The following is a 15,231-nucleotide window of genomic DNA, read 5'->3' as shown; positions in this document are numbered from 1 at the left end:
TTGTACATGATAAGCTTGACATTTATAATTAGAGTATATTTTCATGTTTTACAGTCCCTTCTTCTACACTTAACTCTGTAATATTGAGGTTTCCCATATCCATCCTGTAGTTTATTTTCTGCATTAAATCCAATTTGATATTTTTATTAGCCAATAAATGTTTAAATAGAGCCAATGCGCTACCGATCTCCAAATTATATTTGGAATCAAATGAATTTAGAGCTTTTAATAATATGCCCTCCTGTTCTACTATTTCTCTATACAAAGTTTCCGCCAACAACTTGTCCTTTTCCTCTAAGTCGTAATGTTTATGAAGTTGTTCAATATTTCTGCAAAGGTCACGTGGAATGTCAAGCTCAGTCACAATTCTCCAGTCAACATTTTCATCCTCCCAATACTGCCTTTCAATTTCCAACTTTTCTATAACACGTTTATCATTTAATTGGTTTGCCGGTTTAATGGACCTTGCAATATAATTTATTCCATCTTGGCCTTTTACGGTTACTAAAAAGTCGGTTGTCATCACAATGGGTGTTTTATTTGCTCTTTCAAATGAATGGTTTATTCGTTTCTTATCAGCTATTTTGATTGTTTTCTCTCTATCAAGAGGATACTGTTCTCTAATATCAATTACATTTTCTGACCAATCAAGTATGTAAAAATAGTTTCGTTCAATATCTGAAAACAGCTGATGCTCCCTGTTAGTTTTCCAACCTTTGGGTCTATGTGTACGTCCTAAAGAGGGAAAATCCTGATTAGTCAGCCATGGTTTATAATCGCTTAATTCTCCGCTACCTCTCCCCTCTTTTATATACCGCGCAATTTTATCTTCAGTCCAAATATTTTTGCGTTTTGCCATTAATTCTCTACTCCTTTATTTACATACGTTAATTAATTAGTGTAATCAGGTTGTTATGCTTGATAAGTATTTCATTAACATAAGGGACAACATTTGGCTTAATATTCTTTCGGATTCCAACCGTTTCTAATAACTGATATTTAGTTACAATCTTATCTTTGAAATGAATTTCAAGTACTAGATCAACTCTCCTTATCTGAAAATGCTCTACTGACTCTTGTATTGATTGAACATACTTATATGTTTTAGGGAACTTTTCTCTCTCTATTGCTACCTAATAAATCACAAATAGCAGAAAAGGTTTTTCTTATAATTTTCCCTACCACTTTTTCATGCTCCTTCCATTCATCATTTATCCGTTGAACCTCCTTAACCATGAAAAGATCCTTTTCTTCAAAATCCTCTTTTTCTTTCCGTCGATGCCCTTTTTGGGACACTGGTGAATTTTCTTCAAGCCATTCTGAATCAAATTGGTGCAACCATGCAAAAGTAGCTCTATTATGATTCGCTAACTCGCTCCTTGTATGATTTGGATTGTTATTCACAGCATTTATCCAAACCCTTCGATAAGTTGCAGTTTTCCTTTTCCTCCATTCTTTTGTTTTCTTGTCTCTTTTTTGTATAGCATTCTGAATAGGATCTATTCCCTCTCTTAATATTTTTCTAATTGTAGGTCTGCTTAATTTTGTTTTCTCTTCTAATTCATTCATTTTCAGTCCTTGATTAACCATCTTGTAAAAGTTTCGTTCCCAAACATGTCCCTTCTTCATTACACGACTGCTAAAATAAGGAACTTTACATGGATCAAATTCCCCTTGCCTTAACCGATATACAAAACCACAGTTACAAATAAAATCTCCTTGAATCTTTCTATTAAAAGGATGTACAGATACTTCAACTTTAGTTACTACCTCTTTTAAGTAATGATCACATAAAGGATTCATACAAACCCACGGACCTTCACCAAAGGGTTCAAACTGGTCACTGTTATGAATAAAACTTTCCACAGATCCAGATAATGCCCTCATTAATAAAATGTGCCTAATAGGATGAATGTCGAAGAGCTTCTTTTCATGAAATAATCTATTTATCCAATTATCATCTTTTAAATTTGAATCCATATAATTTAAAAATTCATTTCCATAGGTAGTTAGTAATAAATCAGATAAGTTCTTTAGCATTTGGGACATTGGATAAGCAATTCCTTTAATTTTTATAATGGTTAGATACTTCTTGTATAATGCCTGTTCAAGAAAACAGGCTCGATAATTAACGAGAAATTTTACATCTTCGGCAAGCGCCAAATGTTTTTCTAAATCATCCAGTTTGTACAAAGTAGACGATTGATTAGACGAATCATTGTCTGGTAATACGAATCCATTTATTTTAAATCTTTCAACATTCATTTGGTGCTTTAATAGCGGTATCTTATGCTTGAGACAAACAAAAACACCGGGTATTTGATGCCATCTATTCCAATATCCTTCTCCTAGTTCCTCTATTTGTTCATTTAAACAATCCGTACAAAAGTGCAGGTTCTCTTTTGGCTTTATATCATTATGTCTTTTTTTATACCTGTAGATACTTGGTAATAAAAAGGGGTTATTAGTTAGTAATGTTGTTTTATTAAACGGATAGTATAATGGGACTGTAGTATGATTGATTAACAACTCATATCCCGGCTGATTAGAAAAATGATTTATTTTAGAACTAAGTTGATCCAGATTATTAATATATTCTGTATTTAAAGAGACAGTTTTCGAAAATAATTCTTCTAATGTATGATACTTTGATTTATTTCCCATATGGTAATGGTAGCGTGCAACAATACTATAGATACTCTCATCTTTATATGGGTGAGGAAAATATCCAATCATGCTATAATACTCCTCCTATTATTTAATTCGAAAAAAATATCAAACGTATACTTTATTGGTTACTATTAGTGGTAACTACATAAAAAAGCCCTCTGTTCTTATTTAAGAGCAGAGGGTAAAAAAATATTTAGTTTTAAAATCACATTTTTAAAATCTATTTTTTTCAACTAAACATCCTGATATTTTATTACTCAAAAATTGGTATAGAACTTTTTTTCGAAGAATAGAACTTTTTTTTCAAGTATAAAACTTTTTTTCATGATACATTGTAAAAACACTCTTAAAAACATCTTATTCCACAGTCACACTCTTCGCTAGATTACGCGGCTTATCTACGTCGCAATCACGATGTAAAGCAGCATAGTAAGCAAGTAGTTGCATTGGAATAACACTCACCAACGGTGTGAATAGTTCATGTACTTTCGGTAACACAAACGAGTCAGTCTCTTGATCTAATCCTTCAAGGCTAATAATACATGTCTTAGCCCCACGTGCTGCTACTTCTTGCACATTACCTCGAATAGAGTAATTTACATTTTTTTGTGTTGCTAGAGCTACTACTGGAGTTCCTTCTTCAATTAAAGCGATCGTACCATGCTTTAACTCTCCCCCAGCGAAACCTTCTGCTTGAATATAAGATATCTCTTTAAGCTTCAATGATGCTTCTTGGACAACAAAATAATCTGCTCCACGTCCAATAAAGAATGCATTGCGTGTTTCTGTAAAAAACTCTTTCGCTATCTTTTCAAATTCTTCTTTTTGATCTGTTAAGGATTCCATTACACTAGATACAATACCTAACTCTTGTAATGGATCAAAGTCTAAATCTAAATTCTTTGCTTGTGCAGTATCTACAGCCAAAATGGTCAATACAGCAATTTGTGCAGTGTAAGCTTTTGTTGAAGCCACTGCTATTTCAGGACCTGCATGCAAGTGTAAAGTATAATCCGCTTCACGAGAAAGGGTAGATCCCGGAACATTTGTAATCGTTAGTGCCGGATGACCTAAGTCTTTAATTCGAACTAATACAGAACGACTGTCTGCAGTCTCGCCACTTTGTGAGATAAATACAAATAATGGTTTTTCAGATAACAAAGGCATGTTATAAGCAAACTCACTTGCGATATGCACTTCAACAGGAATATCTGCTACTTTTTCAATACATTGCTTACCTACTAAACCAGCATTATAACTAGTACCAGCTGCAATAATATAAATACGATCTGTATTCATCATTGCCTGGCGAACAGATGGATCTAATTTGATATTATCGTTTTCATCTTGATATTCTTGGACTATTTTTCTCATTACAAAGGGTTGCTCATCAATTTCTTTTAACATAAAGTGAGCATAAGTTCCTTTTTCTATATCAGAAGCGTCAATTTCAGCGGTAAAAGGCTCTCTTTCTACTACAGCACCGTTTAGTTTTTGTACTTCAACAAAAGAACGATTTAGCATAACAATCTCTTTATCGTGGATTTCAAGGTAACGATCTGTTTCTTTCAATGTTGCCATTGCATCACTCGCTACTAAATTAAAACCATCACCAAGTCCAACCAATAATGGGCTTTTATTTTTCGCCACATAAATTGTATCCTGATTCTCAGCATCAATTAAAGCAATTGCGTAAGAACCTTTTAATAAAGAAACCGTTTGACGAAACGCTTCTGTAACATCACTATATTTGTTAAACAAGACTTCCATTAATTGTACAATAATTTCTGTGTCTGTTTCACTTGCTAATGCTACATTAGCTAAATAATCATCACGTAGTTCGTAATAATTTTCGATAACACCATTATGAACAATGGTGAATCTACCAGACGCGCTTTGGTGTGGATGGGCATTTTCCTCACTTGGTTCCCCATGTGTTGCCCAGCGGGTATGGCCAATTCCCATAGTTGCTTTTACGTTTTCATCTACTTTATCACGCAATACAGCGATCCGACCTTTTACTTTAAACAAGTTCAATCCATCATCATTTAGCGTTACAATACCGGCTGAATCGTAACCACGATATTCTAATTTTTCTAACCCGTTTAATAAAACTTCGTTCGTATCATTTTGTCCAATATATCCAACAATTCCACACATATTTTGTTTCCTCCTAATATAAAGGGGCAAACAAACGAAACCTATATCTTTAGTTGATTTAGAGGCGTCTATTTGCCCCTTTCTCATGATTTTTTTCATCATCAGGTTAATATTCTTGTTCAAAGAGTCACCTCTTTGTTTTCGAATAAAAACTTTTCGGTTGGAGATGTGTGCAACCGGGAGGTATCCGCCGAAAACTCGATAATCCTCCTCCTCGTCAACTATTTTTTATCGTTCAAAAATAGTTCAGGCGCTTTAACTGCTATTAACTACTTTCCTCCTTTTCTTCTCGAATACTGCTCTCTTTAGAAATGAGAACACACCCTATTTTAACCGAGAATAAATCAACTAGCAATCTTTTTTAGTGAGATATTTTTACAAAATCCTTCTTTTTCTCGGTAATACAATATATGTTTTGAAATATTTAACCGTGCAAGAAAGGCTTGCTATTTTTGCAGAAAAAGTTTCTAATAAGCATATATTATATTTACACATAGAGGTGACCTACATGAAATTGCTTATTATAGAAGATGACAAAAATTTATCTCACACAATACTGGAAACAACCAAAATCAAATTTGATGTATCACAAGCATTTGATGGCGAAGAAGGTCTTTTTTTAGCCGAACAGAATATATTTGATGTTATTATTCTTGATCTTATGCTTCCCTCCATCCATGGTTATGAAGTGCTACAAAAGCTCCGAGAAAAACAAGTTAAGACACCTGTACTTATCTTAACTGCAAAAGATAGTATTGACGATAAGATCAAAGGTTTTAAGATTGGGGCAGATGATTATTTAGTTAAACCTTTTCATCGGGAGGAGCTATTACTAAGACTTGAAGCAATTGTTCGCCGAGTTACAGGTGAGTTAGACAATCACTTTTTAACATTCCTTGATTTAAAGCTAAATATACAAAATAAATCTGCCAGTATAAATGATGAAAATTTAATATTAAACGGTAAACAATTCGATTTATTAGAATACCTCATTCACAATCAGGACATTATTGTTACGAAAGATCAAATATTTGATCGAATTTGGGGATTTGAATCAGATACTTCTACTACTGTTGTTGAAGTATACGCTAGTCATTTACGTAAAAAGCTAAAACAATTCAATTACCACCATTATATAAAAACATTTCGCGGTCTTGGTTATATGCTAAGTGCAACTGGTGATACAAATGAATAAGGAAAAAATTATTCAAAAACAACAGCTACGGCTTATGATTTATAACTTTATTGCATTTAGCTTAATCTTTGCTTTATTCGGTGTGATTATATATAGCCAAATTCAATCATCGCTTTTTTCATTACCTGATGAAGAATTGATCGAATATCAAGAGCTTATAACATCTAGTGAACGCTTTTCGCCGCTAGACGATGACAATAGAGAGCTTTCTGAAGATCCAATCGAAAGAGGCCCAAATGAACAAGATAGAATGGCTAGCCCACGAATTGTTATGATTGAATGGGGAGAAGACGGAACAATTATTAACCAAGATCAAATTGGCAGTTTATTTTATCAAAGCTATTTAGAAGATTTACAAGTCGATAACGATGCAGAGTCATTGAATGTAATTGAACCACTCACAGTAGATGACGTCTATCAATTCCGTTCCCTCACCTTTTCTAATACAGAAGATACAGGGGTCGCTTACACACAATTACTATTAAATGTTGATACAGAATATCAGCTTTTAAATAGATTTGAAAAGTTATTAATCATTGTGTCCATTATTTTTATAGTGGTTTCACTTGTGGCAAGTTACTTTTTATCAAAAAAGACAATGCAACCTATTATTAACTCTTGGGATAAGCAAACTGAATTTGTCGAGAATGCTTCGCATGAATTACGTACGCCGCTTGCGATTATAAAAAATAAATTAGAGTTATTATTAACCTCTCCCCAAAAGAAAGTGGTGGATGTATTTGAAAATATCGCATTGTCTTTATCTGAAACGAATCGATTATCTAAACTAACTAGTGATTTACTAACATTAGCCCGTGCAGATTCTACTGCAACACAGTTAGAAAAAGAGAAATTTGATTTGGATATATTTGTTGAAGGGGTTTGTGCACCTTATCGAGAAATTGCGCAATCACAAGATAAACAGATAAACTATAAATTAAAATCAACGAAGAAGATCGTTGCCGATAAAAATCGTATGCATCAACTACTTGTGATCTTACTAGACAATGCCTTAAAATACACCGAAGAAGGTGATAAAATTGAGGTTCTGACATCATGGTATGATGGCTATCATGAAATCGTAATTAAAGATACTGGAATAGGCTTGCAGTCAGAGAATCTTGATCATATATTCGAACGTTTTTATCGAGAAGATAAGGCCCGTTCTCGTGAGCAAGGTGGAGTAGGACTCGGTTTATCGATTGCACAGTGGATTGTTGCAAGTCATGATGGTTCTATTTCTGCAAAACAGAATGCACCTAAAGGCACTGTACTTCACGTTCGGCTACCGTAGTCATGTCCTTTTTATTTATTTTCTAACACTATTGAGCTTTCTCATTATTGATTTTTTCTAAAAACTCCGTCTTGACGGGGTTTTTTGTTTTTTTTCTTTCCTGTTACACGCTTTTTCCACACTTCTGTTAAAACTTCGTAAAGTTTTTTTAAGTTAACTTTAAGTTCCATTTATATAATAGGAAGTAGGCACTATCACAGTAAACTAACAGAAAGGAGAATACATATGTTATTTAAACGAAATATCTTTCAACAAAAACAAGGACGACGAGAATTAAAACATGCGATTAATAAATTAGATTGTCATCTATTGCGCCAAAATTTAAAACATGTTATGCATTACGATAACAATGCCGATGAACACGGAAAATACTTCATACGCAGTGTTTACTTTGATAATAGTGAAGATAAGGTTCTAACTGAAAAAAAAGAAGGCTATCTTAGCCGAAATAAATATCGCGTTCGACTTTATAATCATGACAGAACAACTTTAAAATTAGAACGAAAAAGCAAAAGAAACAACTTATGTCAAAAAATAAGTTGTCCAATTTCACCAGAAGAGTACAAAGCAATTTGCATGGGTAATGTTGGATGGATGGAAGAGGACGATAGGTCATTAATGCGTGAGTTATATATTCAAATGCACTTATACCAATTAAAGCCTGTTACTGTTGTTGACTACAATAGAGAAGTATTTATCTACCCATACGGAAACGTACGAATTACTTTTGACAGTTCAATCAAGACAAGCTTTCGTAACACCTACATTCTAAATAGAGATTTACCAATGATTGAAGCATTGGATCCAAACTTAGTCGTTTTAGAAGTGAAATATGATGAATTTCTACCAGATGTAATAAAAAAACTATTACAAGTAAACGACCGTAGACTCGGCACATATTCAAAGTATCACCTTAGTCGAATGTATGGCTAAAAATAAAATTAAATTATGTTGGAGGAAAACACAATGATAGGTACAGTTAATTTTTCAGATATACTTAGTTCGAATTTTTTAGAATCAACACAGGAATTTTCACTAATCGATTCCTTACTCGGTTTAATAACATCTTTTATTATTGGATTGGTTATTTACTTCATATATAAGAAAACATTTTCTGGTGTTATTTACTCCCACAGCTTTAATGTTTCCATTATTATTATGACAATGGCTACCGCTCTCATTATTATGGGGATTTCATCTAATGTACTATTGTCACTCGGTATGGTTGGTGCTTTATCAATTGTTAGATTCCGTACACCAATTAAAGACCCTATGGATTTAGTCTACTTATTTTGGGCAATCGTTTCTGGTATATTATGTGGGGCAGGATTTATTCCACTTGTAATAGTAGGGACAGTTTTAATTGGTTTGGTTATGATTTTCTTTATCAATCGTGTTACCATTGAAAATCCTTATTTACTAATCGTCAAGTATACTAATCCTACAATTGAGAAGGGTTTTGAGAAAATCATTTCACAATTTGCGACAAAACATGCAGTTAAATCTAAATCATCGATGTCAAATCATGAATATGAAGTTACTTATGAGGTGCGTGTAAAAGATTCAAAAACTGCTTTTGTTAATGATATAGCAAATATGGAAAACGTTAAATCTGCTATCATGCTAAGCTATGATGGGAATTTCACAGCCTAACTTTATACTAAATTTAAAAGCGATGTCCAAATTAGGACATCGCTTTTCCTTATTTCATTCCAAGAACTTGTTCTATTACGGTAACTACTTTTTCAACTGCCTCATTACATCTCTCTAATGTAGGTGCTTCAACCATAACACGAACCAATGATTCTGTACCAGACGGTCGAACTAACACACGTCCGTTATCACCCATTTCTCCATCTACTTTCGCAATCACTTCTTGAATACGTGGATGAACAAGGGCTTGGTGTTTATCAATTACTTTAACATTTTTTAGAACTTGTGGGAACTTAACCATCTCTCCAGCTAATTCTGAAAGTTTTTTGCCTGTTTCTTTCATTACATTAACTAACTGTAAGGCAGCTAACATTCCATCACCCGTCGTGATGTAATCAAGAAAGATGATGTGCCCTGATTGCTCTCCACCTAAATTAAAACCACCTCTACGCATTTCTTCCATGACATAACGATCACCAACAGAGGTTTTATCACTCTTCATACCCTGTGCTTCAATTGCCTTATAAAATCCAATATTACTCATTATGGTAGAAACAACAGTTGAGTGTCGTAATAGACCCTTTTCATTAAGATATTTCGCACAAATGTACATGATCTGATCACCATCTACAATATCACCATTTTCATCGACAGCAATTAAGCGGTCACCGTCTCCATCAAATGCTAAACCTATATCTGCTTTTTTATCTAATACAAAGGCTTGTAATGTTTCAGGATGCGTAGAGCCTACACCTGCATTAATATTCAAACCGTCCGGTGATGCTCCAATCGTAGAAATATCTGCCTCTAAATCAGCAAATAGATGTGTTGCCAATGAAGAAGTTGATCCATGTGCACAGTCTAAAGCTATATGTAATTCTTCAAAGTCGTTATCAACAGATTGCTTTAAGTATTGAATATATTTTTGTCCACCTTCAAAATAATCATTGATTTGACCAATATCCGCTCCTGTTGGTCGAGGTAGATCATCAGTTGATGCATCTAATAAAGCCTCAATTTCTTGTTCTTGTGCATCCGTTAATTTAAACCCATCTGGTCCAAAAAACTTAATGCCATTATCCTCTACAGGATTATGGGAAGCTGAAATCATTACTCCTGCTTCCGCACTCATCGCTTTAGTAAGATATGCTACACCTGGTGTTGTTATAACACCGAGTCGCATTACCTCAGCACCTATCGAAAGTAAACCTGCTGTTAGTGCGCCCTCAAGCATACTCCCAGAAATGCGTGTATCCTTGCCTATTAATACTTTCGGTTTATTGGTATCTTTGGTTAGTACATATCCCCCAAATCGGCCCAGTTTAAATGCTAGTTCCGGAGTTAATTGCTCATTTGCAATCCCTCTAACTCCATCTGTTCCGAAATATTTACCCATAATGTACCTCTCCTTTGTTTCCTAATTAAAATATAGACATTTATTTTCTATCATACTTATCATTTTACCCAAGTATTTACATATAAATTCAATTTTGAACTTACTCAGAAGTTATACTTATTATGGCATCATCAACTGATAGAACAATGTCCAAATTGTTCGGTCCTATCACATCAATCGGTACCTCATGCTCTCCAGGTTCCAGTCCTGAGGCATCAAGAGTTAACTGGAAATCTGCTACAGTAACACCCTCTAAATCTGTTTCAAAACCTGTCACCGATAAATCAACTTCTCCACCTTGCGGCTCTATGAACGAAGCAGTATAGGTGTTGTCCAAATTTTCAACAGAAATAGGAGCGTTTTCAAATGTTTCAACTAATTCCAGATCTGTTTCAACATTCACCGTAATTGTAGATGGATTTAGCATCCTTGCATTATCAGGTACATTTAATTCAACTTCTATAGTAGTATCTTCCGTTATTTCAGATAGATCAATAGGTTCCGTTGAAATTTCATCTATTTCATCTAAATCAGATGCAGAGGCAAAAACCTGAACCTCCTCTGTTTCTGAAGTAGTAGACGAAATAATGATTCCTTCTGCGGCTTCTCCTGTTGTATCTATATTAATTGGTACATTTTTATTCGGATTGTCTACGTTAACAGTAACACTTACTGTTTCTGGTTCTATACGCACGTTCAATTCATTTCCTTCGCTATCATAAACACGTACAGGAACCTCTTCTATTGTAAGAGACTCTCCTATCCCATCTACATCAACAAAAGCCTTCACTACAGCTATTTGGTCAACAACACTCTTAGAACTAGTAATTTGAACAGTTGATGGTTCTATAGAAGCTTCCAATAATTCATATCCGGCTTGTAAACCATCTTCATTTGTATAATCAGCAATAACCTCAAATTCTGCTGAAGCCCGCTCTTCAATAGTTACTTCAATTTCTTCTGGGTCTATACTTACATCTAATCGATCCGATATCCCATCATGTTCTAATGGAACCGTATAAGTACCAACTTCTAAGTCTTCCAAATCTACAAATACATCGAAATTTTGTTGTGTCGCAGTCGATTGTACCACACTCACAGTGCCAGCTAATGTGACAGATGCTGTTTGAGGAACTCCACTAACAACGTACTGTTCATCATCAATTTGAATATTAACAGGTATGTCTTCAACTATTTGCGTTTCTTGTGAACTACTAAAAAGGTCATCAAATCCAACCTCATTCGAACTGTTCTCCTGATTATCAAATGATACAACAATGAAGATCAGCACAGCTAATATTAATGACAGTACTCGAATAACCCACGGTCTATTTAACCAATCATTCATTCTTCTTCCCCCTCCAATTCCAACTTTTTATCGTAGGGGCCTTCATGTAATAACTTTCTAAATCATTTCTCAACATATCCATTAACTTATCTTGATCTAAATCTCTATGTAACTCACCATTTTTAGTAAAAGAAATTTGACCTGTTTCTTCAGAGACAGTAATCGTTAAAGCATCTGTTACTTCACTTACCCCAATTGCTGCTCTATGACGAGTTCCTAACTCCTTAGAGATAAAGGGACTTTCAGACAATGGTAAGTAACATGCTGCTGCTACAATTTCGTCCTTTTTAATTATAACCGCACCATCATGCAAAGGTGTATTTGGGATGAAAATATTAGTTAATAACTGGTTGGTTAATTGTCCTCGAATTGGGATACCAGTTTCCACAAAATCACCCATATTCGTGTCACGCTCAATCGTAATCAAAGCACCAATCCGACGCTTTGCCATATAGTTACATGACTTAACTATTGCATCAATAACTTCGTTTAATATTTCTTCTTCAGAGTTCTTATTTCTACTGAAAAAACTACCTCTACCAATTTGTTCTAATGCACGTCTTAATTCAGGTTGGAATAAAATGATGATTGCTAATGGTCCCCAAACAATAACTTGTTCAATGAGTACTTGAACAGTTTGTAAATTTAGAGCATAACTAACGAGATAAAAACCTAGTACAACAAAAATACCCTTTAATAATTGAATGGCTTTTGTGCCTCTAATAAGCATAATAAGTTTATATAAAACATACCAGATAAGGGTAATATCAATTCCGATACGCAAAAGATTAAAAATGTTTAATCCCCCATCAAGCATGGTCACACATCCTTCTATTCATGAATTTATCTTCCCATCTGTAAAATATTACGTACTTTATTATAACATATTTTCTATTGTTACCATACTATCACAATTTTTATCCCTTTATCATAATAAAACAGTTTTCTTTAAAAAAAAGCAAAGAAATGATTGTAAGTCACTCCTTTGCTTTTTAATCAGTTAAATTGAATACACCTTTACTCACCTTTTTAATGTGATACCACATCCATTCAAATACTTGGTTCACCTGTTCAATTTCTCCCGTTATATTTCCAGCTGATGCCATTAACTGTTCTCCATTTATTAATACAACGTTCCCATTAACTTGACCATCTATCTTTAAATCTCCATTTTTAACAACTAAATCCCCTTCTATAATTACATTTTTAGGAACAATAACTGTATCTTCCTTTATAATTAAATTACTATCTTTAGAAACAGACAATTGTCCATCTTCATCCCATACCGAGAAAACACTACCAAACATAAAGATAAAAAATATTGCGGCTGCTGTTAAAAGTGGATGGTTTTTAAACCATCTCTTGTAACCATGTCGTATTTTTTCTTTTGGTAACTGTTTCATCACATTTGCTGTAAAATTTGTAGGAACTTGTATCTCATTTGAATTTTTCAACAAAGTTGTAGTTCGGGTTAATTCTTGAAAATATTTTTGACATGCTTGACATGTTTGTAAATGATATCTTAACTCTGTTTCTTCTTGATTGGATAAATCACCATCTAAATAGTTATGCATTAAAGCAACTACTTCTTTATTACAGCCCATAACTTTCACACTCCTTATACATGACGAAGCCTCTTTCGTAGTGCTTCTCTCCCGCGATGAATTCTAGTTTTTACAGTCCCAACCGGGATATTTAGAATTTCACTTATTTCTGCAAGAGACATTTCATCAACAAAACGAAGTGCTATTACACTTCGATATTTAGTAGGCAGGTCCATAATTTGTTGTTGAATATAAGACTGCAGTTCTAAACTCTCCACTTCTTCCTCTGGTAGTGCTTCGTCTGCAGAAAGTTGTGAATACATATCTAAACCATCAGTGCCTTTGATTTCAGCATCTAGAAAGTAGTCAGGTTTCTTTTTACGAATCCTGTCAATAGTTAAATTTGTAGCTATTCGAAATAACCAAGTAGAAAATTTACGATTTTCATCGAATGAGTGTATATTAACATAAGCACGAATAAAAGCTTCCTGTGCCAAATCTTCAGCTTCATGCATATTACCAATTATACGATAGCAAATTTGATACACCTTATCTTGAAAAAGGATAACGATATCCTCAAATGCGGATTGATCTCCCTTTTTAACTTGTTTTATTATTTGTTTTATTTTTGCATCCATCATCTAAATACCTCCGCTTTTATTGCGGTCAATTTATGTACGAACTAGCTATATAAAAGGTTTCACTTTTTTATGTTTTTGTTGAATTTACATTTTCTTATAAAAATCAGTATACCATTTTATAGAAATAAAAAAATCCCTTTTTTAATAAAAAGGGATCTTTTACATAATTTAGTCTTTTTTTAATTACTAGTACGTATGATGGAGCCTAGCGGGATCGAACCGCTGACCTCCTGCGTGCAAGGCAGGCGCTCTCCCAGCTGAGCTAAGGCCCCAGATACAATAAAATATACTCATTAATAAAATGGTGAGCCATGAAGGACTTGAACCTTCGACCCTCTGATTAAAAGTCAGATGCTCTACCGACTGAGCTAATGGCTCTTTAATTAAGAAAATGGCTGGGCTAGCTGGATTCGAACCAGCGCATGACGATACCAAAAACCGTTGCCTTACCGCTTGGCTATAGCCCAATAAAAAAACAGTGAAAAACACTGCTACATAATTTCTATGAAACAGAATAATGGTGGAGGGAGTAGGACTCGAACCTACGAACCCGATGGGAGCGGATTTACAGTCCGCCGCGTTTGGCCAACTTCGCTATCCCTCCAGATTTAAAAATGGTGCCGGCCAGAGGACTTGAACCCCCAACCTACTGATTACAAGTCAGTTGCTCTACCAGTTGAGCTAGGCCGGCATATGGTGGAGGATGCAGGGCTCGAACCTGCGACCCCCTGCTTGTAAGGCAGGTGCTCTCCCAGCTGAGCTAATCCTCCATTGATGACCCGTACGGGAATCGAACCCGTGATACCGCCGTGAAAGGGCGGTGTCTTAACCGCTTGACCAACGGGCCATTGTATAAAAATGCTACAGAGCTTCCAGCCGGAATTGAACCGGCGACCCCTTCCTTACCATGGAAGTGCTCTACCGCTGAGCTATGGAAGCAAAATGGCTCCACAGGTAGGACTCGAACCTACGACCGATCGGTTAACAGCCGATTGCTCTACCACTGAGCTACTGTGGAACAATATGACACAATAAAATTATTGCTTCACAAAGCTAACATTTTAAAAAAGTTCTGGCTTAGCGACGTCCTACTCTCGCAGGGGCAAAGCCCCAACTACCATGAGCGCTGAAGAGCTTAACTGCTGTGTTCGGCATGGGAACAGGTGTGACCTCTTCGCTATTGTCACTAAACCATTTTGAAGATAGTGTACCTTCAAAACTAGATAAGAATTACAACAAGACATCATATATCAATCCAGCTCCAGCGTCCAGCAACTGGGTGGCTTCATCAATTTCCCTACGATAAGTCATCATCGATTCACTTACGTTC

Annotated in this window: 12 protein-coding genes, 9 tRNA genes and 1 rRNA gene; 4 read left to right on the top strand and 18 right to left on the bottom strand. The window is 34.9% G+C overall.

The window, feature by feature from the left end; translation table 11 throughout:
- Positions 1-28: 28 nt before the first annotated feature.
- From D2K62_RS13615 to glmS, 3 genes are all read right to left on the bottom strand, one after another.
- Positions 29-859 carry a TnsA endonuclease N-terminal domain-containing protein gene (locus tag D2K62_RS13615; protein WP_117161611.1) on the bottom strand — a complete coding sequence of 277 codons (831 nt, stop codon included), beginning with the start codon at positions 857-859 and terminating at the stop codon, positions 29-31.
- 245 nt (positions 860-1,104) lie between these two features.
- A complete protein-coding gene (locus D2K62_RS13610) occupies positions 1,105-2,736 on the bottom strand; it encodes a TnsD family Tn7-like transposition protein (RefSeq protein ID WP_117161610.1) in 1,632 nt (543 codons plus the stop codon).
- Between the two features lie 291 nt (positions 2,737-3,027).
- Entirely contained in the window at positions 3,028-4,830 is a 1,803-nt protein-coding gene (gene glmS, locus D2K62_RS13605; RefSeq protein WP_112179357.1) for a glutamine--fructose-6-phosphate transaminase (isomerizing), read from the bottom strand.
- Positions 4,831-5,338: 508 nt separating this feature from the next.
- On the opposite strand from glmS, the gene D2K62_RS13600 reads away from it, so the two are divergent.
- The 4 genes from D2K62_RS13600 (at position 5,339) to D2K62_RS13585 (ending at position 8,972) form a co-directional block, all read left to right on the top strand.
- Positions 5,339-6,025 (top strand): response regulator transcription factor, encoded by a 687-nt coding sequence (locus D2K62_RS13600; RefSeq protein ID WP_112179356.1) that lies wholly within the window; start codon positions 5,339-5,341, stop codon positions 6,023-6,025.
- Positions 6,018-7,319 carry a sensor histidine kinase gene (locus D2K62_RS13595; protein ID WP_112179354.1) on the top strand — a complete coding sequence of 434 codons (1,302 nt, stop codon included), beginning with the start codon at positions 6,018-6,020 and terminating at the stop codon, positions 7,317-7,319. The genes D2K62_RS13600 and D2K62_RS13595 overlap by 8 nt, the downstream gene beginning before the upstream one ends.
- Positions 7,320-7,544: 225 nt before the next feature.
- Entirely contained in the window at positions 7,545-8,252 is a 708-nt protein-coding gene (locus D2K62_RS13590) for a polyphosphate polymerase domain-containing protein (RefSeq protein ID WP_117161609.1), read from the top strand.
- A gap of 36 nt (positions 8,253-8,288) precedes the next feature.
- A complete protein-coding gene (locus D2K62_RS13585; protein ID WP_198663183.1) occupies positions 8,289-8,972 on the top strand; it encodes a DUF4956 domain-containing protein in 684 nt (227 codons plus the stop codon).
- Between the two features lie 49 nt (positions 8,973-9,021).
- Here D2K62_RS13585 and glmM read toward each other — a convergent pair whose 3' ends face one another.
- The 15 genes from glmM to rrf all read right to left on the bottom strand — a co-directional run bounded on the left by glmM (position 9,022) and on the right by rrf (position 15,092).
- Complete coding sequence (glmM, locus tag D2K62_RS13580; protein ID WP_112179350.1) at positions 9,022-10,368, bottom strand: phosphoglucosamine mutase; 1,347 nt, start codon at positions 10,366-10,368, stop codon at positions 9,022-9,024.
- 100 nt (positions 10,369-10,468) lie between these two features.
- The gene (locus tag D2K62_RS13575) at positions 10,469-11,716 is read right to left on the bottom strand and encodes a CdaR family protein (protein WP_112179348.1); all 1,248 of its coding nucleotides are present in this window, start codon (positions 11,714-11,716) and stop codon (positions 10,469-10,471) included.
- Entirely contained in the window at positions 11,709-12,533 is an 825-nt protein-coding gene (gene cdaA / locus D2K62_RS13570; RefSeq protein ID WP_112179346.1) for a diadenylate cyclase CdaA, read from the bottom strand. The genes D2K62_RS13575 and cdaA overlap by 8 nt, the downstream gene beginning before the upstream one ends.
- Before the next feature lie 175 nt (positions 12,534-12,708).
- On the bottom strand, positions 12,709-13,320 hold the full coding sequence (locus tag D2K62_RS13565; RefSeq protein WP_112179344.1) for an anti-sigma factor family protein: 612 nt from the start codon (positions 13,318-13,320) through the stop codon (positions 12,709-12,711).
- A 14-nt stretch (positions 13,321-13,334) separates the two neighbouring features.
- Complete coding sequence (gene sigW, locus D2K62_RS13560; RefSeq protein ID WP_117161623.1) at positions 13,335-13,898, bottom strand: RNA polymerase sigma factor SigW; 564 nt, start codon at positions 13,896-13,898, stop codon at positions 13,335-13,337.
- Positions 13,899-14,100: 202 nt separating this feature from the next.
- A tRNA-Ala gene (locus D2K62_RS13555) sits at positions 14,101-14,173 on the bottom strand.
- 30 nt (positions 14,174-14,203) lie between these two features.
- Positions 14,204-14,279, bottom strand: a tRNA-Lys gene (locus D2K62_RS13550).
- Positions 14,280-14,293: 14 nt separating this feature from the next.
- Positions 14,294-14,368 (bottom strand) — tRNA-Gln (locus D2K62_RS13545).
- 51 nt (positions 14,369-14,419) lie between these two features.
- Positions 14,420-14,505, bottom strand: a tRNA-Tyr gene (locus D2K62_RS13540).
- Positions 14,506-14,516: 11 nt separating this feature from the next.
- Positions 14,517-14,592: transfer RNA gene (locus tag D2K62_RS13535), tRNA-Thr, on the bottom strand.
- 3 nt (positions 14,593-14,595) lie between these two features.
- A tRNA-Val gene (locus tag D2K62_RS13530) sits at positions 14,596-14,671 on the bottom strand.
- A 5-nt stretch (positions 14,672-14,676) separates the two neighbouring features.
- Positions 14,677-14,748, bottom strand: a tRNA-Glu gene (locus D2K62_RS13525).
- 20 nt (positions 14,749-14,768) lie between these two features.
- Positions 14,769-14,840: transfer RNA gene (locus tag D2K62_RS13520), tRNA-Thr, on the bottom strand.
- 4 nt (positions 14,841-14,844) lie between these two features.
- Positions 14,845-14,919, bottom strand: a tRNA-Asn gene (locus D2K62_RS13515).
- 57 nt (positions 14,920-14,976) lie between these two features.
- A 5S ribosomal RNA gene (gene rrf, locus D2K62_RS13510) occupies positions 14,977-15,092 on the bottom strand.
- Positions 15,093-15,231: the final 139 nt, after the last annotated feature.

The sequence above is a fragment of the Paraliobacillus sp. X-1268 genome, assembly GCF_003426095.1.
GTDB classification, from domain to species: Bacteria; Bacillota; Bacilli; order Bacillales; family Amphibacillaceae; genus Paraliobacillus_A; species Paraliobacillus_A zengyii.
The sequence above is the reverse complement of the archived record's forward strand: the minus strand, read 5'-3'. Positions and strand labels throughout refer to the sequence as shown.

Excerpts from the sequence above, each read along its gene's own strand:
- D2K62_RS13615 (WP_117161611.1), bottom strand. The coding sequence starts at position 859 with ATGGCAAAACGCAAAAATATTTGGACTGAAGATAAAATTGCGCGGTAT.
- D2K62_RS13610 (WP_117161610.1), bottom strand. The coding sequence starts at position 2,736 with ATGATTGGATATTTTCCTCACCCATATAAAGATGAGAGTATCTATAGT.
- glmS (WP_112179357.1), bottom strand. The coding sequence starts at position 4,830 with ATGTGTGGAATTGTTGGATATATTGGACAAAATGATACGAACGAAGTT.
- D2K62_RS13600 (WP_112179356.1), top strand. The coding sequence starts at position 5,339 with ATGAAATTGCTTATTATAGAAGATGACAAAAATTTATCTCACACAATA.
- D2K62_RS13595 (WP_112179354.1), top strand. The coding sequence starts at position 6,018 with ATGAATAAGGAAAAAATTATTCAAAAACAACAGCTACGGCTTATGATT.
- D2K62_RS13590 (WP_117161609.1), top strand. The coding sequence starts at position 7,545 with ATGTTATTTAAACGAAATATCTTTCAACAAAAACAAGGACGACGAGAA.
- glmM (WP_112179350.1), bottom strand. The coding sequence starts at position 10,368 with ATGGGTAAATATTTCGGAACAGATGGAGTTAGAGGGATTGCAAATGAG.
- D2K62_RS13575 (WP_112179348.1), bottom strand. The coding sequence starts at position 11,716 with ATGAATGATTGGTTAAATAGACCGTGGGTTATTCGAGTACTGTCATTA.
- cdaA (WP_112179346.1), bottom strand. The coding sequence starts at position 12,533 with ATGCTTGATGGGGGATTAAACATTTTTAATCTTTTGCGTATCGGAATT.
- D2K62_RS13565 (WP_112179344.1), bottom strand. The coding sequence starts at position 13,320 with ATGGGCTGTAATAAAGAAGTAGTTGCTTTAATGCATAACTATTTAGAT.
- sigW (WP_117161623.1), bottom strand. The coding sequence starts at position 13,898 with ATGGATGCAAAAATAAAACAAATAATAAAACAAGTTAAAAAGGGAGAT.